The following is a 24,378-nucleotide window of genomic DNA, read 5'->3' as shown; positions in this document are numbered from 1 at the left end:
TGGCGGTGTTTTTCGTTTCATCTGGTGGGGCGCATAGATACCCGAAAATTTCTCTTTTACCGCGTGGTTGCCCCGGCTCACGGTGAGCTTCAAAGCTCCCGTGGCCCGTGGCCTTTGCCAGCGCCTTTGGCTGCATTCCATGGCGGGGACGACGACTCCCACTGGACTTACAAAGGAAAAGTCATTAACCTGTTAGGTTAATAAAACAGCTGAAATTTATGGAAATCACCTTCGCAACAAATAAACTGATGAAGCAAATGAATGACGGCAGGGAGATGGCTAAGGTTCATGGAGCCAAACGAGCCAAAAAGCTTCAAATTGTGCTCACCCAGCTATGGGCCGTTCCAAGCCTCGGCGCTTTCGCGCCGCCCTATAGCCCGCCGCATAGATGTCATGAATTAACAGGCAATCGTAAAGGACAACTTAGCGTCGACCTGGATCATCCCTATAGGCTTATCTTGAAGCCAGACCATGATCCGGTGCCGCAGCGCAAAGAAGGTGGGCTGGATTGGCAATCAGTTACACAAATCAAAATTATTGGAGTGGTGGACACACATGGGTGATTCGGTAAACAACCAATACGAGCCCAATTACGCGATTCTGCCCGGCGAAGTGTTAAGTGATGAGCTGGAAATGAGAAACATGAGCCAGCAGGAACTTTCAAAGCGAATCGGGCTGTCTGCGAAACATATTGTCTCGATTATCAAGGGGAAGTCCCCCATTACGCCTGAAACTGCCATAAAACTGGAGAGGGCCATTGGCATGCCCGTCAACTACTGGTTGAACCTTGAAAGCAACTATCAGGAAATAAAGGCTCGCCTGGCTGAAGAAGAAAAGCTTGAAACTGACTTGAGCTGGTTAAAAAGTGTTCCAGTTAATGAGATGGCAAAACTCGAGTGGATTGAGCGCCACAGAGACAAAAAAGACCAACTCAGGGAAGTGCTGAGGTTCTTCGGTATTGCGAGTGTCGACCAGTGGGGCGAGATGTGGCCTAGGCTTAGTGTTGCCTATCGTCAAAGCAACCAGCACGAAACTTTCCCGGAAGCTGTTTCGGCCTGGCTGAGAAAGGGAGAGTGTGATGCTGCGTCAATTGACTGCGATCCATACAACAAGCAAAAATTCCGACGAGCGCTCGATGAGATTCGCTCACTTACAGATATGACCCCGAATGAGTTTATTCCGAAGATGCAGGCTCTATGTGCTGAGGCGGGGGTAGCCATTGTTTTTGTTCCGTCACTGCCCAAAACTGGAGTCAGCGGAGCTACGCGGTGGCTTCATTCCAACAAAGCGGTCATTCAGCTCAGCCTTAGGTATCGCTCTAACGACCACCTATGGTTTACGTTCTTTCACGAAGCGGGACATATCCTGCTTCACGGGAAGAAAGACTTATTCCTTGAGAGCACGAACAAAAGCAGCAACGGCTTGGACGAACAGAAGGAGTTAGAGGCCAATCACTTTGCTCAAAGCGAACTCATACCCGCAAAAGAGCTGGATAAATTCATTCAAAGCGGCGCTCGAACTAAAGCCGCAATTTGTGAGTTTGCAGAACAGGTAGGAATAGCACCGGGAATCGTGGTGGGACAACTACAGCACAGGGGCATGCTGGACTACAAATTCTGCAATGACCTCAAGAAATTCTACCAGTGGGCGCACGAAACAAATTCCTGAATAAACAGCACCTAAAACGAGAATTGACACCACCCTAAACAGCCTGTCGCAGGGCGGACAGCCGGTGGATGTAGCCGAAACAGTCAGCTGGCTTTGCAGCCCTGGGTCGGGTGGCTTAAATGGCAATGTGGTGCGGGTTTGCGGGCAATCTCTGCTGGGCGCTTAGTGCCGGCCGTTATTGTCACGCATAAAAAAACGGGCAGCCTCGGTGAGGATGCCCGTTTTCCAAATATGGTGGGTGGTACTGGGATCGAACCAGTGACCCTCGCCTTGTAAGGGCGATGCTCTCCCAGCTGAGCTAACCACCCAGATAGTTGGCGGAGCGGACGGGACTCGAACCCGCGACCCCCGGCGTGACAGGCCGGTATTCTAACCAACTGAACTACCGCTCCGCAGCCATCCGGATTTACCCGAATGCAATGTCAGGTGTTGTGCCTGACATATCTTTGAAGGCTAAGTGGTGGGCGGTACTGGGATCGAACCAGTGACCCTCGCCTTGTAAGGGCGATGCTCTCCCAGCTGAGCTAACCGCCCGCTTTGGCCTTTCAAAGATTCACTGTTTGCATCTGCCACTTGGCAAACGTGTCTCAAACAAGTGAGCTGCGCATTTTAAGTATTTCTGCCTCGGTGTCAAATGTTTTGCCGAAAATTCCCTTAAAAAGCCGTCACGCCGGAAATCCGTTCATTCACTGACCTGTTTACCGATCCGCCTACTGGCCTGCTAGCTTTGCCTGCACGTCATTTACTTCCTGCGACAATCGCACCAGGCGCGATGTCATTTGCGAGCGCGACGAATCAATCACCTCAACGGTTTGTTTCAAGCCGGCCACTTCCCGCTGCACGGCCTCCAGCCGGTTACCGCTGGCTGTGCCTGTAACCTCTTTTTCCAGCGCAGCAATGCGGCTTTCAATACTGCTGGTGGTCAGTTTCTGTTCCTGCTCAAAACGGCGGATAGACGTTGCAATGCGCTCTTCAACGCTCTTGGCTAAGGTCTCCGTTTTCTGATTTGCCGCAGCCAGTTCGGTTTTAAGCGACAATGCGCTGGTCTGAACAGCGCTTACCCTGGCCGCCAGCTCAGCGCGCTCGCCCTGTTGTAGTTTGACGGCTTCGCTCATAGCGGTTTCCGCACTCGCCAGCGAGGCCTGAACGCTCACCAAATCGTTGCGATTTTTGCCAAGTGCCGTTTCAAGTTCGCTAATCGCCGCCGCCTGCTGCTCTAGCTGCTGCTTGTTGCGCTCATTGGCAATAACCCACAGTTTACGAATTTCACTATCGGCGTTATCCAGCCGCGCCTTCTGTGACGCCAGTTGCTCATCCAGCGACACACCGGCTTCCTGAAGGTTCTCGCCGGTTTCAGACAAGGTACCCTCAAATCGCGCCAGCGCCAGCTTGCTTTGGCGTACCCAGCTGTCGGCTTCCTCCACTTCGCTTTCCAGCGCCTGAATACGCTGGCCCTGTATGTACCAGCCGCCAACGGCCACACACGCCAACACAATAACCAGCAGCCACAAAATCCCTGCGCCACCGTTGCCATTACTGCTGCCTTTCGACCCGCCGCCGGCCGCGGCTTTCGGAGTTTCCGGGGGCTTCGGCGGTTTGCTCTGGCTGGCTGGCGCAGGTTTGGCGCTGCCTGCAGCCCTCGCAGAGCCCATTGGGCTATCCGGCCGCTCGGCTCTTAATTCATCGTTATCTGGTCGAATAGGTTCCATATCGGGTCCTTAACTGAGTCGCTGTTCTGTGCTTGCGCCGCGCCGATTGCATGGCTTTGGGCCACATCATACAATAGCCGGCTTTCCAATCATCGAAGGATTGTTGCTTATGCAACCGCTGGTAGGACTCATTATGGGTTCCAAATCCGACTGGCCCACCATGGAAAACGCCGCCAACATGCTCGACAAGCTTGGCGTGGCCTATGAAACCAAAGTCGTCTCTGCCCACCGCACCCCAGACCTGCTGTTCGAATACGCCAAAACAGCAGCCGACCGCGGCCTGAAAGTTATCATAGCCGGCGCCGGCGGTGCAGCCCACCTACCGGGTATGGTAGCCTCGCAAACCTCCTTACCGGTGCTTGGAGTGCCCGTACAGTCCAAAGCCCTGAACGGACTAGACTCGTTACTGTCTATCGTACAAATGCCCGGCGGCATCGCCGTAGGCACCCTGGCCATCGGCAACGCCGGCGCCACCAACGCAGGTTTGCTGGCAGCCCAGATAATCGGCACCTTTGACCACACCGTGCGCCAAGCTGTTGACGAATTCCGCAGCACTCAAACCCAATCGATTCTGGACAACCCGGATCCGTCGGATTCATAACGTTAGTGCCAAAGCCCATCCGTGCAAACACTCAAATTAAGTTGCGAACACAATGACAGGAGAAAACAAATGAGAATTGGCGTACTAGGCGCCGGCCAACTGGGAAGAATGCTCGCCCTGGCAGGTTACCCACTGGCCAAGAACTTTGTATTCTACGACATGTCAGGCAGCCCCAGTGCCGGCATAGGCGAAACCATCAGCGACCCTGAAGGCCAAAGGCTGGACGAGTTCCTGAGCAAGGTTGACCGCGTAACTTACGAATTTGAACACCTACCGGTAGAAGTCGCCGAAAAGATTGCAGCGAAAACCACCGTGCACCCCTGCCCCCGCGCATTGCAGATATGCCAGAACCGCGAAGCCGAAAAAACACTGTTTGGCCAGCTGGGCATTCCTACACCGCAATGGAAAATCGCAGACAGCGCCGAAACCCTAAAAGCCGCCGCTAAAGAACTGGGCTGCCCGGTGGTCGCCAAGTCCAACACCGAAGGCTACGACGGCAAAGGCCAGGCCGTATTGAAAAGCCCGGAAGACGCCGCCGCTGCCTGGCAGAGCATTGGCCACTCACGCCTGATGGTCGAAAAATTTGTCAACTTCAATCGCGAACTGTCGATTATTGCCGTACGCGCCGAATGCGGCGATGTGGCGTTTTATCCCATGGCGGATAACGACCACCACCAGGGCATTCTGCGCTACTCCGTTGCCCCGGCACCAAAACTACAACCCCACCTGCAAAGCGAAGCTGAAGACTATATTCGCGGCTTACTGACCGAATTGGACTACGTGGGCGTATTGACACTTGAGCTGTTTGAAACATCAAACGGCCTTGTGGCGAACGAAATGGCTCCGCGAGTGCACAATTCCGGGCATTGGACCATAGAAGGCGCCATGACCAGCCAGTTCGAAAATCATGTACGTGCCGTCAGCGGACACGCTCTGGGTAACGTAGAACCGCGGGGCGTTAGCTGCATGATTAACATTATTGGCGAGCACGGCGAGATCGAGCGGATTTTACAACTGCCCTACGCCCATGTTCACCTGTACAACAAGCAAGAACGACCTGGCCGCAAACTGGGCCACGTGAATATTCTTGCCGACAGTTACCAAGAGCTGGTTTGGCGAGTGCGTAATTGCGCTCAATTTTTGCCCGGTTGCCCGGAATTTAACAGTTCCTTAATCTTAAAGGGTTGATCTGGCCCAATGCGGACCTATAGTTAGTAGTTGTAACGAAGCTCTGATAACGAAGCTATTCATATAAAATCGAGAGAAAACGGAGAACGACCTCATGGCCTTTGAACTACCTGCACTGCCGTACGAAAAAAACGCTCTGGAACCGCACATTTCCGCGGAAACTCTGGATTATCACTACGGCAAGCATCACAACACCTATGTCACCAAGCTGAACGGCCTGGTTGAAGGTACTGACGACGCCAACAAGTCGCTGGAAGACATCATCAAAAGCGCCAGCGGCCCGCTGTTCAACAACGCAGCCCAGGTGTGGAACCACACATTTTACTGGCACTGCCTGAGCCCCAACGGCGGCAACGAGCCAACCGGCGCAGCCAAAGACGCTATCGAAAAAGCCTTCGGTTCTTTCGATGACTTCAAAAAAGAATTCAACGACAAAGCCGCCAACAACTTCGGTTCTGGCTGGACCTGGCTGGTTAAGAAAGCCGACGGCAGCGTTGCCATTGCAAACACCAGCAACGCAGAAACACCGCTGACTGGCGCAGACAAGCCAGTGCTGACAGTCGACGTGTGGGAACACGCCTACTACGTTGATTACCGCAACTCACGCCCAGACTACCTTGCCGCTTTCTGGAAGCTGGTAAACTGGGACTTCGTGAACAAGAATCTGGCTTAAGTAGGTCAGACCGGTGACGAATCGGGGACGGATTTCAAATCCGTCCCCGGTTTCACCCCCTACCCGTTATACAAAAATGCCCGCCTAGTGCGGGCATTTTTGTGAACTTCCGGGGCTGAACAGGCTGTCAATCGAACGGTCCACACTGTTATCCGGCAGGCCCAGCTTTTCGCGGAGGTGCAGGTCGATTTCCCGCAACGACTGGTACTTGTTGTCGGTGACGGCGGCGGCGTCTACTTTGCCCAGCATGATGGTCGGGCGCAGGATAGGCACCAGCGCCAGCAGTAAAAGGCGATACCGGGGCCAAAAAAGGTTTCTAAGCGCCATAAAAAAACCCCCGAAAATGGCCGCAATTTTCTGCGGTCACCATTCGGAGGTTTTTAAACTATGGTAAAGCAGGCTGGCCGCTGTTAACCAGCGGCCGGGGGCATTACATCATGCCGCCCATGCCTCCCATTCCACCCATGCCGCCCATATCAGGCATGGCGCCGCCAGACTTCTCGTCTTCTGGCTCGTCGGCAATCATCGCTTCGGTTGTGATGATCAGGCTGGCTACGGAAGCCGCGGCCTGCAACGCAGAGCGGGTCACTTTGGCTGGGTCAAGGATGCCCATTTCCAGCATGTCGCCGTAGGCTTCGGTGGCGGCGTTGTAGCCGTAAGCACCGGTGCCTTCACGTACTTTCGCAACAACAACAGAGGCTTCACCGCCGGCGTTGTATACGATCTGGCGCAGAGGAGCTTCCATCGCGCGGCGCAGAATGTTCACACCGGCTCTTTGCTCTTCATTGAGGGTCTCAACGCTGTCCAGAGCCGCCAGAGCGCGAATCAGGGTTACGCCGCCGCCAGGCACAATGCCTTCTTCAACCGCTGCGCGGGTGGAGTGCAGTGCGTCTTCAACGCGGGCTTTCTTCTCTTTCATTTCTACTTCGGAACCGGCACCAATCTTGATAACGGCAACGCCGCCAGCCAGCTTGGCTACACGTTCCTGCAGCTTCTCTTTGTCGTAGTCTGAGGTGCTGTCTTCGATCTGCTTACGGATCTGTTCAACGCGCGACTGAATGTCAGCCTGTGCGCCGGCACCGTCAATGATCGTGGTGTTTTCTTTGGTCAGGTTCACACGCTTGGCGGTACCCAGGTCGTCCAGAGTGGTGTTCTCCAGGCTCAGGCCCACTTCTTCGGAAATCACAGTACCGCCAGACAAAATGGCGATGTCCTGCAGCATTTCCTTGCGACGGTCACCAAAACCAGGCGCCTTCACAGCGGCTACTTTCACAATGCCGCGCATGTTGTTGACGACCAGAGTCGCCAGCGCTTCGCCTTCAATGTCTTCGGCGATGATCATCAGCGGCTTACCCGCTTTGGCAACCGCTTCCAGCACCGGTAGCAGTTCACGAATGTTGGAGATTTTCTTGTCTACCAGCAGGATGTACGGGTCATCCAGCTCGACGCTCATGTTGTCCTGGTTGTTGATAAAGTACGGCGACAAATAGCCGCGATCGAACTGCATACCTTCAACCACGTCCAGCTCGTCTTCCAGGCCACGGCCTTCTTCAACGGTGATAACGCCTTCTTTACCCACACGCTCCATGGCGTCAGCGATCAGCTGGCCAATGGTTTCGTCGCCGTTGGCAGAAATGGTCGCTACCTGGGCGATGCTGCGGCTGTCGTCGCAGGGCTTGGCCATATCACCAATCGCCTTAACTGCAGCGATAGTGGCTTTGTCGATGCCGCGCTTCAGGTCCATCGGGTTCATGCCGGAAGTAACGGCTTTCAGGCCTTCATTAACGATGGCTTGGGCCAGAACGGTAGCGGTGGTGGTGCCGTCACCGGCTGTTTCGTTGGCCTGTGAAGCAACTTCCTTCACCATCTGCGCGCCCATGTTTTCGAACTTGTCTTTCAGTTCGATTTCTTTGGCTACAGATACGCCGTCTTTAGTGACAACAGGTGCGCCGTATGACTTTTCCAGTACCACATTGCGGCCTTTGGGGCCCAAGGTGACTCGTACTGCGTCGGCCAGAACGTTAACGCCTTTAACCATGCGCTTGCGTGCGCTGTCACCAAACTTAATTTCTTTAGCTGCCATGTCTTCTGTTCCTGTTCGTTAAACCGAAATGATGAAATCACCGGGTTAATGAGAATGTGCGCAATATGCCAGAGCTTTCAGATCACTCAAGCACGCCGTAGATGTCGCTTTCGCTCATGATAAGCAGGTCTTCGCCGTCAATTTTCACGGTGTTACCGGCATACTGGCCGAATACCACGGTGTCACCGGCCTTAACGGCCAGAGGGCGAACTTCGCCGTTATCCTGAACGCGGCCATTGCCAACAGCGATCACTTCGCCCTGGGACGGCTTTTCTTTGGCGTTACCCGGCAGCACGATGCCGCCTGCGGTTTTCTCTTCTTCTTCTTTACGGCGCACGACAACGCGGTCGTGTAGCGGACGAATTTTCATTGTTCGAATGCTCCAATAGTCAGATTAAAAGTGGCCATGAATTACCCGACCTGCGCGCCTGCTGACGTATCAGCGGCTGCCTGTCTGCGGTGAACTTGTGAAGGGTATTTGGGGTAGTGCGTAGGGGTTTTCAACGCCCGCACGAAAAAATTTTTACTTTTTATCAATGCGGTCGTGGCGGGTTTCCGTTTCGTCGCGGTACTCGCCTTCAATGATGTCGCCGTTGGCGTCGCGGTCAAACGGTTTTTGGCGCCCGAACGGGCCTTGCTCACCACCAAACTGACCGGATTGACCGCTAAACGAGAAGCCGCCAGCCGAACCAACAACCGTCAGCCGCTTGATGGCCTGCCCCACCAGCCACTGGCGGGTAAACGGCAGCAAACACATAAAACCGAAGAAATCCGTAATGAACCCCGGCGTTAACAACATCGCGCCGCCGGCTGCCAGAATCAGACCCTCGGCCACTTCCTGGGCGGGCAACTCGCCAGAATTCATGCGCTGGCGGGCCCTTAGCAGCGTGGCAAGGCCCTGCTGCTTAAGCAGCCAGGCGCCCAGAATCGCCGTCAGGAACACCAATGCCACCGTCTGCAAAACGCCGATCATGGTGCCTACCTTTATTAGGACGACCAGTTCTGCAACGGGCACAACAACAAACAGCAACAAAAAAAATGGCACTGAACTCTCCTTTACGCGTAATTTCGATAGCAACGTACCGATAATGACCTGCTATACTGCTTCGCAAAATACCTATAACTGCTCAGCGGACACACAGTATCCGCAATAGTAATGTTAACTCACTATTTTAGGGCAAATTATGATACTTCAAGATTCCGTAGTTGCGATTACCGGCGGTGGCCAGGGTTTGGGGCGCGCCATGGCTGAATTCCTGGCGTCCAAAGGCACCCGTGTGGCGCTGATTGACCTGATGCCGGAAAAACTGGAAGAAGCCGTTGCCGCCTGCAAGGAAGCCGGGGTTGAAGCAAAAGCCTACGTTTGCAACGTATCGAAAGAAGAAGATGTTGAGAAAACCTTCGCGCAAATTGCTGAAGATTTTGGTCAGCTTAACGGACTGGTCAACAACGCCGGTATTCTGCGCGATGGCCTGATGGTTAAAGCAAAAGACGGCGAAATCATTAAGCGCATGGAACTGTCAGAATTTCAGGCGGTTATCAACGTCAACCTGACCGGCGTGTTCCTGTGTGGCCGTGAAGCCGCCACCCAGATGATCAAAACCGGCAGCCGCGGCGCGATCATCAACATTTCATCCATTGCCCGCGCAGGCAACATGGGTCAAAGCAACTACTCTGCCGCAAAAGCCGGCGTAGCGGCACTGGCAACCGTATGGGCGAAGGAACTAGCCCGTTACAACATCCGCAGCATGGCCATTGCACCGGGCTTTATCGAAACCGATATGACCGCGTCTATGAAGCAGGAAGCTCTGGAAAAATTGTGCGCAGGCATCCCGGCCAAGCGCATGGGCCAGCCTTACGAAATCGCCCAGACCGTCGCGTTCATTCTTGAGAACGATTACGTCAGCGGCCGCGTGATTGAAGTCGACGGCGCGATGCGTCTGTAGCTAAGTAGCTAAAAAATCGCCTCGACTGGCTAAAATACTTTACAAAAAGTGCAATTGAAGCTTAAATGTAAAGTATATTAGCCAGCCGAGGTGCATTGTGGACTATCAAAGCTTAGGGCAAACCCTCTCAACACTGCGCCAGCAAAACGGCGTATCCCAGCAAACGCTGGCAAACCACCTCGATATTTCCCGCGCCACCATTAACGCTCTTGAAAATAACCGATCAGGCGACATCGGCATCCGCAAAGTCATGAAAATACTCGATTACCTGGGCAAAGAGCTGGTTATTCGAGATAAATCGCCGTTCCCGACGTTTGAGGAGCTGCGTGATGAAAATGAACGGAATATTCGCGTGCATGGCAAGCTCTTATAACCAACCAAATCGCGACATCGAAACACGCCCGTTAACCACGTAGACGCCTTCTTCCCGTAAGCGGTTGACCTGTTCCTGATAGGTCTCTGAGCCTGGCGCAAAGGCGATCTGGCCGTTACTGCGAATTACGCGATACCAGGGCACGCTGTGGCCTTGTGGAAGCTTGCCCAGGGCTCGGCCTATGTAACGAGCTTGCCGACCCAGGCCTGCCATGGCGGCAACCTGGCCATAACTTGCCACCTTGCCCGCCGGTATTGCCAGCACTACCAACCAGATTTTCTGGTCTTTGTTGGGCTCTGCAACGCTGTCAGGCTTTATTGTCTTACTTTTCACAGAACTACCCTTCATAGCGCTACTCCTTAGCCTACTCCCTTGCCGTGTCACTCGCAGGCGCATCCTCGCTGCCAGAGTTGTCCGGCGCCAGCGCATCCAGGCGCTTACCATGTCGCATCATTATCATGGTCAGCACGATGGCCGGCACGCCCAGCAATCCCGCCACCAGGAAGAACTCCGCGTAGCCGTAGTTGGCCACAACCATGCCGGAGAAACCGCCCAAAAACTTGCCGGGTAATGTCATCAACGAACTGAACAGCGCGTATTGGGTAGCCGTGAAGGAAGCGCTGGTCATGCTGGACAACCAGGCAATCAACGCCACGTTGGCGATGCCGCCGCTTAAGTTATCGGCGCTGACCACAACGGCAAGCGTTGCAAGATTCGGTGGATATTGTGCCAGCACCACAAACAGCAGGTTGGTCAGCGCCGTCATAATGGCGCCCAGCAGCAATATACGCCGCACGCCGTAGCGTATTACCAGCAGCCCACCCAGCAGCGAGCCGCCTATGGTCATGAAAAATCCAAAGATCTTTGTAACGTCCGCAACCTCGGTTTTGCTGAAGCCCATAAAGGTTAAATAAAACGGATTGGCCATCACGCCCATAGCGATGTCGGAAATACGGTATACCGCCACCAGCAGAAGTATGGCCACCGCCAGCTCGCGATAACGTTGGAAGAAATCCACAAACGGCCCGGCAATCGCCACGTAAAACCAGCTTGCGAACCTGGCCAGGCGTGGCGAAAGATGGGAATGATGTGCGGCCTGCAGCTGAATTTTTTCGGCAATATCCTGCGCGGCCTTAAAGTGATTGACGGTCGGCTCACGCACGATTAGAACCGTCGCCATGCCTACGCCCACCAGCGCTGCCATCACTTCGTAAGACACCTGCCAGGACCAAAATTCCGCCAGATACAAAGCGCCGGCGCCAGCTACCAGTAACGCCAGCCGGTAGCCGAATATGTAAGTGGCAGCCAGCGCGGCTTGCAAGCGTTGTTCAGCGATTTCAATACGGTAGGCGTCTATAGCCACATCTTGAGTGGCGGACGAGAAAGCCACCAGCAGGCCACACAGGGCCATCATTTCAGGTGCGCTAGTGGCATCGGTGTGGGCCATCAGATACAGGCCAGCGGCTATGCCTACCTGGGCCAGCAACATCCAGCTGCGGCGCTTGCCCAGCCACTTATCCAGAATGGGCAATTTCAAGCGGTCGACCACCGGCGCCCAGAACACTTTTATGGAATACGTAATACCCAGCCAGCTGAAAAAGCCGATGGTGGCGGTTTCCACGCCAATATCTGCCAAACGAGCGTTCAGCGTTGAGAAAACCAGCAAAAATGGCAGGCCAGCCGAAAACCCCAGAAACAACAGGGCAACCACCTGCCAGCGGGAATAAACGCGCAGGGTTTCCCGCCAGGCGGCCCGCCGGGGTTCAACAGAAATGATAAGCCGCCTTATTCGCGGAAGTTATTAAATTGCAGAGGCACGTCCAGCTCGGCTTCGCGCAGCATGGCCATGGCTTCTTGCAGGTCGTCACGCTTCTTGCCGGTTACCCGCACTTTGTCGCCCTGAATACTGGACTGAACCTTCATCTTTTGATCTTTGATCAGTTTCACGATCTTTTTGGCCATATCGGTTTCAAGGCCCTGTTTTAGCTCCAGATGCTGCTTCACCAGCTTGCCGGCTTTGCTGTCGCCGTTTTCCGACAGCGCGCGGCCGTCAATATTGCGCTTGGCGAAAGCCATACGCAGCATGTCCAGCAGCTGCTCCAACTGGAATTCTTGCGGGGCGCTGATGGTAATGCCCTTGTCGTCCAGCTCTACATCGGCGTCTACATTTTTGAAGTCCCAACGATTGCCAAGATCGCGCTTGGTTTGGTCAACCGCGTTGGTTACTTCGTGCATATCGATTTCAGAAACAATATCAAAAGAAGGCATAATCGTTATTCTCCAAAACCTGAGGCGGGTATACCCACAACGTAAAAAGGTGAGCAAGCATACCAAGCCGAGGCTCTCCCCGCACCTGACAATGGACTGCAATAGGCAACGCGGTGCGAATTACACCTCAGACAAGGTCTAGAACATTCTGCACCAGCTTTTTAAGCCTTAGTTGATCACCAGCACTGAGCGTGCCCAGCTTTTTAAGAACAATCACTTGATCGACTGTCGCTATCAGGGGTTTGAATAATGACGGTTTGATTAAACCTGCCTGCCCCCAGTCAGCAATCATAGCTTCGCCATAAGTCAGGGGATCCTTAATCCGGCTGGTTATCGCCAGCAATATAACATCGGGGCGGTAAGCCTGATAGGAAGTGGAGCTGAGAATGACTGCGGGGCGCTTTTTGGTCGTCTTAAGATTGGTAAAGGGAAAGCCAACAAGAACGACATTCCCAAATTCATAACTTGTCGTAGACTGAATCATCGTCATTATCCCATACCTTCTGGAAAGGAGCCTCTGCCCCTTGCGCGAAGTCCTTGCGCATGTGATGTTCTCGATCTTTCTGGCTTAAAAAATCAATAAAGTCTTCCACCTCCGACAAGCGACCCGACGGAAGATGCTCAAGCTTTTTAATCAACTGCTGAACCCGGCTTTCCATCATGCCTCCCGCTAGCTCAGTTGCTTTGAATTAGTATCACACAACGTAAATCAAAATTCCTCGAAGAGTTCGGGCAAATTAAAGTAAAAATTCCGGCCAAAGCAACCGGGGCCGGCAAAGCCAGCCCTGAAGTATCGGGCTATCTTCCAGTCGCCAACTGAAACTTAAAGCTTGCGACCCTTGCTAGCCGCAATGCGCAAGCGCAGGGCGTTCAGTTTGATGAAGCCTTCGGCGTCTTTCTGATCGTAAGCGCCTTCGTCTTCTTCAAAGGTGGCAATCTTCTCGTCAAACAAGGAATCGTCTGACTTGCGGCCCACTACGTCTACGTTGCCTTTGTACAATTTCAGGCGCACGGTGCCGTTGACGTAGGTTTGGGTCTGGTCAATCAGCGCCTGCAGAGCTTCGCGCTCTGGCGACCACCAGTAACCGTTGTAGATTACCTCGGCGTAGCGCGGCATCAGGCTGTCTTTCAGGTGCGCTACTTCGCGGTCCAGAGTCAAAGACTCAATGGCGCGGTGAGCGCGCAGCATAATCGTGCCACCCGGGGTTTCGTAGCAGCCGCGGGACTTCATGCCCACGTAACGGTTCTCTACGATGTCCAAGCGGCCAATGCCGTTGTCGCCGCCAACCTTGTTCAGGTGCGCCAGCACTTCGTGGGCTTTCATAGCCTGGCCGTCTACCGCAACAATGTCGCCTTTGGCGTAGGTGATTTCAATGTAGGTCGGGGTATTCGGCGCTTCTTGTGGCGAAACACTCCAGCGCCACATGTCGTCCTCGGCTTCGCACCAGGGGTCTTCCAGGTTCATGCCTTCGTAGGAGATGTGCAGCAGGTTGGCGTCCATGGAATAAGGCGATTTGCCCTTTTTCATGTCGACCGGAATGTCGCGTTCGGCGCAGTAGGCCAGCAGTTTTTCGCGGGAATTCAAATCCCACTCACGCCAGGGCGCAATCACTTTTACGCCGGGCTTCAGGGCATAAGCGCCCAGCTCGAAACGAACCTGGTCATTACCCTTACCGGTTGCGCCGTGGGAAATGGCGTCAGCGCCGGTAGAGTTGGCGATCTCAATCAGGCGCTTGGCAATCAAAGGGCGGGCGATAGAGGTACCCAGCAGGTACTCGCCTTCATAAACCGTGTTGGCGCGGAACATAGGGAAAACATAGTCACGCACAAATTCTTCGCGCAGGTCTTCAACGTATATTTCTTTTACGCCCAGCGCTTTGGCTTTTAACCGCGCCGGTTCTACTTCCTCGCCCTGACCGATGTCGGCGGTAAAGGTAACCACTTCACAGCCGTAAGTGTCTTGCAGCCACCGCACGATAACCGAGGTATCCAGGCCACCGGAATAGGCCAGTACTACTTTGTTAATATCAGACATGCCCTTGCTCCACACACAATACTATCGATGTATCGAATTTAAGCGACACATTGTACGGCAGCAAGGGTGCCTTGGCTATTAGGCCTTATACAGCTTGGGCTTGGGCTTGGGATTGGGCTTGGGCCATGACTTCGCCGCGAATGCCGTCCCAGCCTTCTTTTACTGCGTGTAACAGTTTGGCCACTTCGTCCAATTTGGCAATATCGTTCTTCAGATTTGCTTCGAACAGAGTGCGTTCCATGTAGTCGTACAAGCCTTCCAGCCTTGCTGACAGCTCGCCGCCTTTTTCAAAGTCCAGAAAGCTGCGCAGGCCGCCAATAATTTCAACAGCCTTGATTATCAGCTTGCCCTTGCCTTCAAAATCTTTGGCTTGCATGCGGGCCTTGGCCATATTGATGCGCTCTAACGCACCGTTATACAGCAATTGAATCAACCGGTGCGGGTCTGCATCGGTGATGCTGGTTTGGGTATTTATCTGCTGATACGCTCTTAAACCTTTCATTAGTAACCTCGTTTATTGCCGGCAATGCCGGACTTATTAAAGCGTTAGCCGGAATGACTACTTGTTGAAATTCTGTGGTGCCAGTGCTTCTAGCTGCTGGGTTACGAAATCGCGGGTGCTGTTGAGCTGGGAAATCAGCGAATCGGCCGCGCTGAACTGCTTCACCAGGCGCTCGCGGTAGGATTCAATGCGTACCTCCAGCTTTACCCGATCTTGCTGAATTTCTTCCAGTTCACGGTTCAGGCTGTTAGTTCGAGAATCCAGGTCACCATCGGCGCCAACAAAACGGGTGACCAGGTCAACGGTGCTTTTACCAATACCCTGCACAAAATTAATAGAACCACGGTCGCCAGTCTGGTCACCCAGAATGCGTACCTGCAGGCCGGATGCCGGGCCGGAATCGCTACTCAGAAACAAAACCTGGCCATCGCCTTTAGCGGTCCGCCCGCCGATGGTACCGGCTATATCCTGGCCAGCGGTTCCGCCGGCGCCGGTCAGACCCAAAACATCAGTGCCTTCTTGCGAGCTAACACTAACGCTGGATTCCGAACCGTATTTACCCGAGGTGAAGGTCAGCTTTCCGCTGTCATCCAACGCCACCTGCACCGATTCGCCAGAGGCCTTCAGGGCAGCGTTGCTATCCAGCTGCGCCTGAATGTCACTCACCAGATCTTGCGGCGAAATTGTTTCGCCTTGGGTCAGCTTCAGATCGACCTTGGTTTCGCCATTCAACTCCAGCGTTAACTCATCGTTGTCGCCATTGATCTTTATTCCGTCAGTAGCAAGCGCCGAACCTGCCATTAACTTGCCCTGAGTGGCGGCCTGGGTGACGTTAATATCGTACCTGCCCGGCTGAGTCTTCAAGCCACTGCGCACAAACTCCACCTGGCCGTCGGTGGTTCTGCCCTGCTCGGCAAAAAGCGCGGTTACGTCATCCGGATTCTCTTTAAGCTGGGTTTCAAAAATACTGCGATTAAACTCTAAAGCACCGGTTTTCGGATCGGTGCTGATGCCCACATCGACCAGGCTGCGTACGCTGGCGTTTTCCAACCCTGGCACTACGCTGGTCAGCACCTGGCGCAGCTGGCTCTGCAGGGCGCGCACGGTGCTGTCGCCGGTCAACAAACTGCCTACGCCGGCGTCGGAATTAAAACCTGCCAGGCTATCGATAGTGCCTTGCAACGCGTTGAACTTGTCCACAAAGCCCTGAACACGATCCGTTACCGCGCCCACGTCCTGGCTGACTTTTACCGTAGACTTGCCAATGTCTTTTATGTCGAAAGACAAGCCATCAATCACATTTTCAAAACTGTTGCTGGGACGGGTAACGGTGATACCGTTTATATCCATCTTGGCATCGGTAGCGGCAATGGTTTGGCTGAGTCCCGCGCCATCGTCCACACCCGTATTGAAGTCAAATCGCGACAGACCCAAACCATCGGTGAGGGCGGTGCCGTTATTGTCGGTGGCCGTGATACTCACTGCATTGGCGGTACCGGTTTCATCGCTGGAGAGCACCAGCTGAAAGCCGTTGCCCGTATCAATCACGCCGGCGGACACACCCACGCCAGAATCGTTAATGGCGTTGGCCAGCCCTTGCAAAGAATTGTTGCTGTTATCAATCGTAATATCGGCGGTTTTGTCACCCACAGCGATGGTCAGTTTACCTTCACCCACGGCCGTAGTGTCTCTATCGGCAAACACCTCCGTCGATTTCAGAGCCTGGGCAGTCGCCAAGCTGGTGACATCCAGGCTATAGCTGCCGCGACTGGCTTTTGCGCTGTCTACCGACACACCAATGTCTTCATTGGACGAACTTGCGGAAAATGCCTTCAGGTTGTCCGCAGAGCTTAGCTGGCGCATGGGCAGGCGCAGCTCAGTAATGGCACTGCGTAGCTTGCCATAAGCTGACAGCATTGCCTCTGACTGCTGGGTTTTCCGAGTAAACCGGTTGTCAGCGGGTGCGCGCTCTGCCGCGACCAACTGATCGACCAAATCCGACGTTAATACGCCAGAACCGATTCCCAGTGATGAAATACCTGCCATACCCATGCCTCCTTGAAGGGGCCAATCGCTTTATACTTCAGTTAACGGCCGCAAGCGGCAAAACTTTGCCTCTTGCGTAAAATATATTCCGTATCCAGGGGACAGACCTTAGGTCTGTCCCCGACTGGCTGAACCGGGGACGGACTTAAGTCCGTCCCCCTACCTAGGACTTAAGTCCGCCCCCTACCTAAAACAATAACACCGCCGGCCCCTTGCGGGTGCGGCGGTGCTGAACAACCATTGCCAACATCAAATCAAAAGCGGCAACTGCTTACACTTAATTTAAACCTTGATGTTAAACAACGTCAGCGGTTCATCTTGCTGCAATTTCTCTGCCAACCTTAACGCCAGCTCATCGGGAATTTGCCGAATCACCTTTTGAGTTTGCTGATCGACCACACGCACAATGGTTTGCCCCAACTCGTTGTCCACCTCGAATTGCAAATCGCGCTGCACATTCTGAACATAGTCGTTCAATTGCGATACGGCACTGGTCAGCTGCTCTTTCTGAGACTCTTTCGCTTCCCTGGCCTGCGCGGCCTGGTCAGCTGGGCTCAGAGTTTGCGGCTGTACCACATTGCCTGTTACAGACGCGCTATTCACATTCGCGTTGGTATTCTGGTTAGCAGCGGAGCTATTGGCAACAGAGCCAGCGGCACGCTTGCCCTCAGCCGAAGATGACGACAGTGCCCGAGCCGGAACCGCCTCGCCAAAGCGAGCCATCTTCAGATCCGAACTGTTCAGGGTAACGTCATTCATAGCTTACCTCACTGGTCTGATACGGCGTAAAGCCAGAGCCCGAAGGCTCTGGCTGTTATCCGTTAACCGCTTACTGGAGCAGAGACAGAACCTGCTGCGGACGGGCATTGGCCTGGGACAAAACCGAGATACCGGCCTGCTGCAGCACCTGAGACTTGGCCAGCGCCGCCGTCTCGGAAGCAAAGTCGGCGTCCAGAATGCGGCTGTTAGCCGCTGACAGGTTTTCCACTGACGTGCCCAGGTTGGCAATGGTGGACTCAAAGCGGTTCTGGGTAGCACCCAAGGTGCTGCGCAGGTCACTAACGGAGTTCAGCGCCGCATCCACACGCTGGATAGTCTCGTTGGCGGCATCCGCTGTGAGCACGTTGGCGTCTTCGAGGCTGCCACTTGCAGTAACTGAAGCGGCGCCCAAAGCGCTTCCGGCATTCCCCCCGGTTGCGATTTCGAAGTCTTCACCAGATGTGATGGTGAGCCTGTTATCTTCACCCAAAACGGCGGTGGCGTTGCCAGCCAACGTTTTAGTAACCGCGTCTGCGAAGGATTGAGCCGAAGTGTAAGTACCGGCGTCAACGGCTACCGCGTCGCCACCATCAAACTCGAAGGTGAGATCGCCTTCACCCAGGGTAAGGGCCCCAGCGCCTACAGCGGCTGCCGCATCCACCTGCGTTCCACCATCGGCACCGGTGATTGATGTGGTCTGGAAGTTGTCAACCACTGCGCCCGGTGTCGCGCCGGGCGTGGCACTGGTAATGCTGAAACTATCACCATCGACAACAGCAGCCGTATAAGTATTGTTGGCACCCAGAGCATCGAGCTTAGTCTGCAACGCAGTTTTTAAGGCGCTAATGTTGCCAGTATGGTCCCCATCAAGCGTGACTTCCTGGCCGTCAACATCGAACACCAGGTTGCTGGTTTGAGTTCCGACCGCACCCAATGCATCTGTGAATTCGCTTTCAGTCGTACCCGAACCGCTATCAATAACCACAGCTGTCGTAGGATTTGTCGCCTTAGCGGTTTTGGTGATAGTAAAATTTGTGCCATCATCAGAAACAGCGTACTCGCCGGTCGCACTCGCGTTCAGTTGGGTTTCGATTGCCGACTTAATACCAGCAGAGTTGGTGTAATCATCGTCGAGGGTTACTGTATTACCATCCACGTCGAAAGAAACTTCAGCAGCAGCAGCTGAATAATCAGTGACAGTGACCCCTCCACTAACTGCAGTTGAAGCCGAACCGCCTGAAAACACAGTTGAAAAGTTCAAACTATCCAAATTACCCGTTGAGTATGAACCGGCAACCGCATCCTGCCCCCCGATCACCGCGCTCAGATCCTCCGACACCGCCGTGGCGACACCGCCGATAGCGCTGCTGCGCACGCCTTTGCCAAAGTCGAGGCTAATGGTTTCACCCACGTTGGCGCCCACCTGGAATTCGGCTTTGCCAAAGGTGCCATCCAATACTTTCAAACCGTTGAAAGCCGTTTGCCCCGCAATGCGGTTTACTTCTTCAATGCGCTGCTGAACTTCCTGGTTCAGTGCATCGCGGCTGTAAGCGTTGTTGGTGGAGTTGGCAGACTGTACAGACAGTTCACGAATACGCTGCAGGTTGTTGGTGACTTCCTCCAGCGCGCCTTCAGTTGTCTGGGCCAAAGAGATTGCATCGTTGGCGTTACGAGTTGCCACATTCAGACCGGTAATCTGGGAGTCAAAACGAGTTGAAATCGCCAAACCCGCCGCATCGTCTTTCGCAGAGTTAATTCGCAAACCAGAAGACAAACGCTCCAGCGCCTGACTGTTCATATCCTGGGACTTGCTCAGCTGGTTTTGGGCTGTTAGTGAGGCTACGTTGGTGTTGATTCCGAGAGCCATGGTGATTCTCCTTCGACTGTGAGTCGTTATTTCATGAAAGAGGTCTGGCGTTCTCTTTTAGGTTTGGAGCGCCGCCCTGTTATTTCACTTAACGGCGCATCCCTAGTTTCCTTTAGGCGGATTTCTAAAAACTTTGTAAAGGAATGTAACTTGCTCAAAAAAGCGGCAAGGCGCTGCCCCCTCGCTGCCAGAAAATCGCCGCGGCAATCAGGACAACAACGCCCACCTTTACCACGTTCCTTTTAAAAACAGTTCACTGACAGCGGTGATTTGGTTTTGGAATGGCTTTCGCATTGCATTAGCCAAACGGCAATTATCTGAATTTTGCTGGCCAGGGGTTCTGTTTTTAGTACCGCCCTGTTCCGGCCTTTTAACAAGAGCAGGGAGACATACAATGCCTCAGGTCATTAATACCAACATCGCATCGCTAAACGCACAGCGGAATTTGAACGCTTCCCAGACACAGGCAAATACAGCGCTTGAGCGCCTGTCTTCCGGCTTGCGCATCAACTCCGCCAAGGATGACGCGGCGGGCCTCGCCATTTCTACCCGCTTTCAGTCTCAGATTACCGGCCTGAACATGGCTCAGCGTAATGCCAACGATGGCATTTCCCTGGCGCAAACGGCCGAAGGTGCTCTGGACGAAGTAACCAACAACCTGCAGCGTATTCGTGAGTTGTCGGTCCAGTCATCGAACGCAACTAACAGTACGTCAGACCGTCAGGCCCTGAACCAGGAAGTGCAGCAGCGAATTGCGGAGATTAACCGCATTGCTGGCCAGACTTCGTTTAACGGACTCAAAATACTCAATGGCACATTTAACGAACAAACGTTTCAGGTTGGCGCCAATGCTGGTGAGACCATTGGAGTGAGTGGACTGGATGCCCCGCGGTAGCCAAATCGGGGGGGGTCATTTCTCGAACAGCCAATCTGCTTACCCAACCGCTGGGCCCAGGGCCAGCTGGAGAATTGTCCCTCGACATCTCCGCCCTGGACTTCACCAAAGGTGCAGGTGTGACGGCGAACATCTCTCTCAATGGCGGCGCCGACCTCGGCCTGGGCACAAGCACGTACATCGATGCCGCTGATTTTGCATCAGCAGTCAATACAGCGATTACTACCGTTGGTTTTTCTGCGGCTCTTTCCGCGGACGGCAAATCCCTGGTGTTTTCCAACGCCTCCGGTGATGAAGTGACAACGAGCGTCGCCATTAACGACAGTACAGGCACCCAGGTGAACGTTTTCGGGCTCACCCCCCCAGTCTGAATGCAGCCACAGCGAACCCTTCAAACACCGGGCTGTTTGCAGCTACCGGCCCTCAAGGTTTGGACACCCTTGACCTGAAGACGGGGGCAACGGTCTCCTTCAGTAGTGTCGACGGCAAGGCCTTTACCTATACATTGCCTGCAGATGGAGACAACGATCTTCTCGCCCTGGTCAGTGGCATTAACGGGAAACTGATCACTGACGGCTATGCCGACCTCAGCGTTGCTGTAAACGGCAGCGCCATTGATCTTCAAAACGGCTCGCTGACTGACACTTTCGCTATTACTAACAGCGGTATTGCCTATAATAGTCCCAACTCAATCACTGGCACTGACCCAGCCATGGGCCCTGGTGCTGCAAACTTCGAACTGTTCGCAGCTACCGACTCTCAAGGTTTGGACACCCTTGACCTGACGACTGCCAACACGATCTCTTTCACTGTCGATGACGGCCTAGGCGGCGGCTCCCAAGATTTTAGCTATACAACGACGCCTGGAGATGATCTTGCTACCCTGATCTTTGGTCTTAACACGGCATTGGGTAATGCCTATTCCGACCTCGGCGTGGTTGAAAACAACGGCGCCATTGATCTTACAACCGCCGCGACTGCTGGGGGCAACACCTACACGATTGCTGCCACCGACATTACTGATAGTTCTGTCAACTCAATCTCTGGCACTACCCCTACCCCTACCGCTGCCGTTGCTAGCGCACCCACGCCTGACACCGCTGCCCTGGCTGATTTCGGCAACACCATTAATCTGGACTTGGGGGTCACCGGCTCCTTTGTGGTTAACGACGGCACAACCGATACCACGGTCAGCTTCACCCTGGCACCCGGCACCGATAACACCCTCACCATGCTTAATACTGCCATCAATGATGGGCTGACCAATGCCGGGCTGGATGCTAACCTGAGTACGTCGTTTAATAGTGGCACCGCCACCCAGGTCGATCTGGCCAACAGCTCCACGGGCGCGTCCTATTCAATCTCTGACTTCACCGCCGCTGACGGCGGCACAGCAAACGGCTCTGTCACCAGCACAACGCCCATCGATGCCGCCACAGGGCCGACGCTCGCCGAAAGCTTTGCAAACCGCGACAGCGTCACGTTTGACGTAGACGTTGATGGAACAGCGTTTCAGATTGAAGCACGGTCACTCAATGACATCGTCGCAAAAATCAACTCTCTGACCATAGAGACCGGCATTCGCGCCAACCTGAACGCTGCCAATGAAAGTATTATTTTTTCCACCCAGTTTGGTGAAAGCTACGATATCTCGATTACAAGCCCCAATCTTCTCGACGTGGATGGCATAACGCCTCGCATAAACGAGATCCTGACTGCGACGCCCGCAAACAACACCGTCTCCGTGAACGATCTCGCAGTTGACACCGCCGCTGGCGCCGAACAGACCCTGGTTGCGATCGATTACGCCTTCGACAAGATCAACAGTTTCAGGGCGGAACTGGGCGCCCTGCAGAACCGCTTCGAGTCTACCATTGCCAACCTGAGCACCACCTCAGAGAACCTGTCAGCGGCCAACAGCCGAATCCGCGACGCGGATTTTGCAGCAGAAACAGCGGAACTGGCCCGCACCCAGGTACTTCAGTCAGCAGGCTTGTCGGTTCTGGCTCAGGCCAACGCGCGGCCACAGCAGGTGTTGCAGTTGCTGCAGGGTTAATCGCGCAACGCAGACGGAAGGGCAAAGCCGGGGCAGATTTCAAATCTGACCCCTCGAGCGGAGTTTGGCGGGCTGGGGACGGATTTGAAATCCGTCCCCGTTGCATCAGCGCTTCGTAACCTGACTCTCCATGTAGTGTCTCAACAGCTTATTAATTCGGGTCTGATATCCTCTTCCCTGCGCCTTGAACCAGACCAGCACATCTTCATCGATGCGCAGAGTCACTGGCTGTTTTGCCGGAACGCGAAGTTCGGCGTTCTGAAAAAATTCATCATCTAGCTCGGAAATATCGCTGATATCGATTGTGTCGTCATCCATTTCGGCCAATCGCTTCCAGTCGGTTTTAGGCGCTTGGTCCATCCGATTTGTCCTCGCCGCATTTTTTTATTTACAGTTGTACATACAAACTAACAGCTAACCCAAAAAAATACCATTCAATGCAGCAGCGGCTTCAGGGTTAACAACCGCCCAAGAAAAAGCCCGATTCGTAATTTGATTCGGGCTTTTTTGAACGGCTTTCGTTTGACACCGAATTGAAAGAACTCATACGTCATTAAGGATCGCAGTCGCCTGCTTGATCAGGTTTTCAAGATTGCTCTCGATTACACCCCATACAATCAGCGGATCAATCGTCGCGTAACCGTGAATCAACACATTACGGAATGCGATCATCTTCTTTTAATCGGCAATACTCTCAGCCACACCCGGATCCACTTTGTGCAATTTCCCCATTGCCTCACCAATGATTTCGAACTGTCGTTCTACGGCTGATTGCAAGAGTTCACTAGCGAGATAGTCAGCTTCTGACTTATCAACAACAAATCGCTGGATCTTTTCTGCCGCAGCTTTCATATCGAAAACATACTTCAAAGTTTTACGCTGCATAGAGTGACTGCCTTTCTTCCATTACAGCACTGCGGAAATATGGATTGGTTAATGAAGACGCAGTAACTAAATCCACGGGCAAAGAAAACATGGACTCCAAATCTTCTTTGAGACCGAAAAAAGCAGAGGCTCTTCTCGTTGCTGTAAGTGATGGTTCAAACTCTACGAGGAAATCCAGATCGCTGTGAGCAGTGAATTTCCCAGTAGCTGCTGACCCGAATATGGCCAAATCACTGACGCTGTGCTTCTCGCAGAGCAGGCGAATTTCATCTCGCTTGCTCCGCAACTCCTGCAGCATATCTAAGTCAGGCATGGTGTTCTCGCTTTGCCGGTTCAATGACTGAAGTCTACCCCAAGCTGACACAATAGATAAATTCGGAATAACGCCCGCACCCCGCTCAAATCAAACCGATCAGTGCAGGCTTGGCGAGCAGGCTGGCAAATGGCATTATATGCCAGTAGACACGCTGGAGACTTACGCATGGCAACAAGGAATATTGTTCTAACCAATCACCAAGAGCAGCTGCTTGGCACTCTTATCAAGGTCGGTCGCTATCAGAATGCCAGTGAGGTTCTTCGGGAAGGGCTTCGCTTGGTTGAAGAAAAGGAACTGCAATATCAGCAAAAGCTTCTAGCTTTACGGGATGCCGTGGCTGAAGGTCTTCAAGATATCGAAGCAGGCCGCACGGTCAGCCTCGGCGTTGGCGAGGAGATTACCGATTACCTCTATCGTCGGGCCGCTGAACTCACTAAAAAGGACTGACTTTTATGCATCCACTATGGAAGGTGGAATTTTCGCAAAAATGCATCTTCTGATTTCGACG

27 protein-coding genes, 3 tRNA genes and 2 pseudogenes are annotated in these 24,378 nt (G+C 53.7%); 11 read left to right on the top strand and 21 right to left on the bottom strand.

What is annotated here, in order from left to right:
- The first annotated feature begins 218 nt into the window (after positions 1–218).
- Positions 219–563, top strand: coding sequence for a type II toxin-antitoxin system RelE/ParE family toxin (locus tag ATG98_RS13320; protein ID WP_098421531.1), 345 nt, complete (start codon positions 219–221; stop codon positions 561–563).
- Positions 556–1,668 (top strand): HigA family addiction module antitoxin, encoded by a 1,113-nt coding sequence (locus tag ATG98_RS13315; RefSeq protein ID WP_098423418.1) that lies wholly within the window; start codon positions 556–558, stop codon positions 1,666–1,668. The genes ATG98_RS13320 and ATG98_RS13315 overlap by 8 nt, the downstream gene beginning before the upstream one ends.
- A 232-nt stretch (positions 1,669–1,900) precedes the next feature.
- On the opposite strand, the gene ATG98_RS13310 is transcribed toward ATG98_RS13315, so the two are convergent.
- From ATG98_RS13310 to ATG98_RS13295, 4 genes are all read right to left on the bottom strand, one after another.
- A tRNA-Val gene (locus tag ATG98_RS13310) sits at positions 1,901–1,976 on the bottom strand.
- A gap of 7 nt (positions 1,977–1,983) precedes the next feature.
- Positions 1,984–2,060: transfer RNA gene (locus tag ATG98_RS13305), tRNA-Asp, on the bottom strand.
- A 66-nt stretch (positions 2,061–2,126) separates the two neighbouring features.
- Positions 2,127–2,202: transfer RNA gene (locus ATG98_RS13300), tRNA-Val, on the bottom strand.
- 176 nt (positions 2,203–2,378) lie between these two features.
- Positions 2,379–3,377 carry a hypothetical protein gene (locus ATG98_RS13295; protein ID WP_098423417.1) on the bottom strand — a complete coding sequence of 333 codons (999 nt, stop codon included), beginning with the start codon at positions 3,375–3,377 and terminating at the stop codon, positions 2,379–2,381.
- A gap of 109 nt (positions 3,378–3,486) precedes the next feature.
- Here ATG98_RS13295 and purE point away from each other — a divergent pair, with 109 nt between their 5' ends.
- The 3 genes from purE (at position 3,487) to ATG98_RS13280 (ending at position 5,839) form a co-directional block, all read left to right on the top strand.
- Complete coding sequence (gene purE, locus ATG98_RS13290; RefSeq protein ID WP_098421520.1) at positions 3,487–3,978, top strand: 5-(carboxyamino)imidazole ribonucleotide mutase; 492 nt, start codon at positions 3,487–3,489, stop codon at positions 3,976–3,978.
- Between the two features lie 69 nt (positions 3,979–4,047).
- Positions 4,048–5,166, top strand: coding sequence for a 5-(carboxyamino)imidazole ribonucleotide synthase (locus tag ATG98_RS13285; RefSeq protein WP_098421519.1), 1,119 nt, complete (start codon positions 4,048–4,050; stop codon positions 5,164–5,166).
- A gap of 94 nt (positions 5,167–5,260) precedes the next feature.
- On the top strand, positions 5,261–5,839 hold the full coding sequence (locus ATG98_RS13280; RefSeq protein ID WP_098421518.1) for a superoxide dismutase: 579 nt from the start codon (positions 5,261–5,263) through the stop codon (positions 5,837–5,839).
- 84 nt (positions 5,840–5,923) lie between these two features.
- Here the strand turns inward: ATG98_RS13280 and ATG98_RS13275 are convergent, their stop codons facing one another.
- From ATG98_RS13275 to ATG98_RS13260, 4 genes are all read right to left on the bottom strand, one after another.
- Positions 5,924–6,166 carry a hypothetical protein gene (locus ATG98_RS13275; protein WP_228706135.1) on the bottom strand — a complete coding sequence of 81 codons (243 nt, stop codon included), beginning with the start codon at positions 6,164–6,166 and terminating at the stop codon, positions 5,924–5,926.
- A 103-nt stretch (positions 6,167–6,269) separates the two neighbouring features.
- Entirely contained in the window at positions 6,270–7,922 is a 1,653-nt protein-coding gene (gene groL, locus ATG98_RS13270) for a chaperonin GroEL (protein WP_098421517.1), read from the bottom strand.
- An 82-nt stretch (positions 7,923–8,004) separates the two neighbouring features.
- On the bottom strand, positions 8,005–8,292 hold the full coding sequence (gene groES, locus ATG98_RS13265) for a co-chaperone GroES (RefSeq protein ID WP_007348748.1): 288 nt from the start codon (positions 8,290–8,292) through the stop codon (positions 8,005–8,007).
- 153 nt (positions 8,293–8,445) lie between these two features.
- Positions 8,446–8,967 carry an FxsA family protein gene (locus ATG98_RS13260; protein ID WP_098423416.1) on the bottom strand — a complete coding sequence of 174 codons (522 nt, stop codon included), beginning with the start codon at positions 8,965–8,967 and terminating at the stop codon, positions 8,446–8,448.
- 139 nt (positions 8,968–9,106) lie between these two features.
- Between ATG98_RS13260 and ATG98_RS13255 the strand changes: the two genes are divergently transcribed.
- Both ATG98_RS13255 and ATG98_RS13250 read left to right on the top strand, forming a co-directional pair.
- Positions 9,107–9,868 (top strand): SDR family oxidoreductase, encoded by a 762-nt coding sequence (locus tag ATG98_RS13255; RefSeq protein ID WP_098421515.1) that lies wholly within the window; start codon positions 9,107–9,109, stop codon positions 9,866–9,868.
- Positions 9,869–9,965: 97 nt separating this feature from the next.
- Positions 9,966–10,241: a helix-turn-helix domain-containing protein gene (locus ATG98_RS13250; RefSeq protein WP_098421514.1), complete on the top strand. Its 276-nt coding sequence runs from the start codon at positions 9,966–9,968 to the stop codon at positions 10,239–10,241.
- Here ATG98_RS13250 and ATG98_RS13245 read toward each other — a convergent pair.
- The 10 genes from ATG98_RS13245 to ATG98_RS22855 all read right to left on the bottom strand — a co-directional run bounded on the left by ATG98_RS13245 (position 10,236) and on the right by ATG98_RS22855 (position 19,718).
- A complete protein-coding gene (locus tag ATG98_RS13245; RefSeq protein WP_098421513.1) occupies positions 10,236–10,589 on the bottom strand; it encodes an MGMT family protein in 354 nt (117 codons plus the stop codon). The two genes, ATG98_RS13250 and ATG98_RS13245, sit on opposite strands and share 6 nt — an antisense overlap.
- 16 nt (positions 10,590–10,605) lie before the next feature.
- Positions 10,606–11,952, bottom strand: a complete 1,347-nt coding sequence (locus ATG98_RS13240) for an AmpG family muropeptide MFS transporter (RefSeq protein WP_179888146.1) — start codon at positions 11,950–11,952, stop codon at positions 10,606–10,608.
- 74 nt (positions 11,953–12,026) lie between these two features.
- Positions 12,027–12,509 (bottom strand): YajQ family cyclic di-GMP-binding protein, encoded by a 483-nt coding sequence (locus tag ATG98_RS13235; protein WP_098421512.1) that lies wholly within the window; start codon positions 12,507–12,509, stop codon positions 12,027–12,029.
- Positions 12,510–12,636: 127 nt separating this feature from the next.
- Positions 12,637–12,999: a type II toxin-antitoxin system PemK/MazF family toxin gene (locus ATG98_RS13230; RefSeq protein ID WP_218925862.1), complete on the bottom strand. Its 363-nt coding sequence runs from the start codon at positions 12,997–12,999 to the stop codon at positions 12,637–12,639.
- Positions 12,968–13,168 carry a DUF2281 domain-containing protein gene (locus ATG98_RS13225; protein WP_098421511.1) on the bottom strand — a complete coding sequence of 67 codons (201 nt, stop codon included), beginning with the start codon at positions 13,166–13,168 and terminating at the stop codon, positions 12,968–12,970. Before ATG98_RS13225 ends, ATG98_RS13230 begins: the two co-directional genes overlap by 32 nt.
- Before the next feature lie 164 nt (positions 13,169–13,332).
- On the bottom strand, positions 13,333–14,544 hold the full coding sequence (locus ATG98_RS13220; RefSeq protein ID WP_098421510.1) for an argininosuccinate synthase: 1,212 nt from the start codon (positions 14,542–14,544) through the stop codon (positions 13,333–13,335).
- A gap of 85 nt (positions 14,545–14,629) precedes the next feature.
- Positions 14,630–15,046, bottom strand: a complete 417-nt coding sequence (gene fliS / locus ATG98_RS13215; protein WP_098423415.1) for a flagellar export chaperone FliS — start codon at positions 15,044–15,046, stop codon at positions 14,630–14,632.
- 57 nt (positions 15,047–15,103) lie between these two features.
- Positions 15,104–17,092, bottom strand: coding sequence for a flagellar filament capping protein FliD (gene fliD, locus ATG98_RS13210; protein ID WP_098423414.1), 1,989 nt, complete (start codon positions 17,090–17,092; stop codon positions 15,104–15,106).
- 282 nt (positions 17,093–17,374) lie between these two features.
- On the bottom strand, positions 17,375–17,851 hold the full coding sequence (locus ATG98_RS13205) for a flagellar protein FlaG (protein ID WP_098423413.1): 477 nt from the start codon (positions 17,849–17,851) through the stop codon (positions 17,375–17,377).
- Between the two features lie 70 nt (positions 17,852–17,921).
- A complete protein-coding gene (locus ATG98_RS22855; RefSeq protein ID WP_098423412.1) occupies positions 17,922–19,718 on the bottom strand; it encodes a flagellin in 1,797 nt (598 codons plus the stop codon).
- 394 nt (positions 19,719–20,112) lie between these two features.
- On the opposite strand from ATG98_RS22855, the pseudogene ATG98_RS13195 reads away from it, so the two are divergent.
- The 3 genes and pseudogenes from ATG98_RS13195 to ATG98_RS22430 all read left to right on the top strand — a co-directional run.
- Positions 20,113–20,592: pseudogene (locus tag ATG98_RS13195) on the top strand (flagellin); the annotation flags it as partial.
- A 95-nt stretch (positions 20,593–20,687) separates the two neighbouring features.
- Positions 20,688–20,984, top strand: coding sequence for a hypothetical protein (locus tag ATG98_RS13190; protein WP_098423410.1), 297 nt, complete (start codon positions 20,688–20,690; stop codon positions 20,982–20,984).
- A gap of 59 nt (positions 20,985–21,043) precedes the next feature.
- Positions 21,044–22,669, top strand: coding sequence for a flagellin (locus ATG98_RS22430; protein WP_228706134.1), 1,626 nt, complete (start codon positions 21,044–21,046; stop codon positions 22,667–22,669).
- Between the two features lie 105 nt (positions 22,670–22,774).
- On the opposite strand, the gene ATG98_RS13180 is transcribed toward ATG98_RS22430, so the two are convergent.
- The 3 genes and pseudogenes from ATG98_RS13180 to ATG98_RS13170 form a co-directional block, all read right to left on the bottom strand.
- Positions 22,775–23,029: a BrnA antitoxin family protein gene (locus tag ATG98_RS13180; protein ID WP_098423409.1), complete on the bottom strand. Its 255-nt coding sequence runs from the start codon at positions 23,027–23,029 to the stop codon at positions 22,775–22,777.
- 183 nt (positions 23,030–23,212) lie between these two features.
- Positions 23,213–23,521 (bottom strand): annotated as a pseudogene (locus ATG98_RS13175) (DUF86 domain-containing protein).
- Positions 23,522–23,543: 22 nt separating this feature from the next.
- Positions 23,544–23,867: a nucleotidyltransferase family protein gene (locus tag ATG98_RS13170; protein ID WP_098423408.1), complete on the bottom strand. Its 324-nt coding sequence runs from the start codon at positions 23,865–23,867 to the stop codon at positions 23,544–23,546.
- Between the two features lie 168 nt (positions 23,868–24,035).
- Between ATG98_RS13170 and ATG98_RS13165 the strand changes: the two genes are divergently transcribed.
- Positions 24,036–24,317, top strand: coding sequence for a type II toxin-antitoxin system ParD family antitoxin (locus tag ATG98_RS13165; protein ID WP_007348764.1), 282 nt, complete (start codon positions 24,036–24,038; stop codon positions 24,315–24,317).
- Positions 24,318–24,378: the final 61 nt, after the last annotated feature.

Source organism: Marinobacter sp. LV10R520-4, assembly GCF_002563815.1.
Taxonomy (GTDB): domain Bacteria; phylum Pseudomonadota; class Gammaproteobacteria; order Pseudomonadales; family Oleiphilaceae; genus Marinobacter.
The sequence above is the reverse complement of the archived record's forward strand: the minus strand, read 5'-3'. Positions and strand labels throughout refer to the sequence as shown.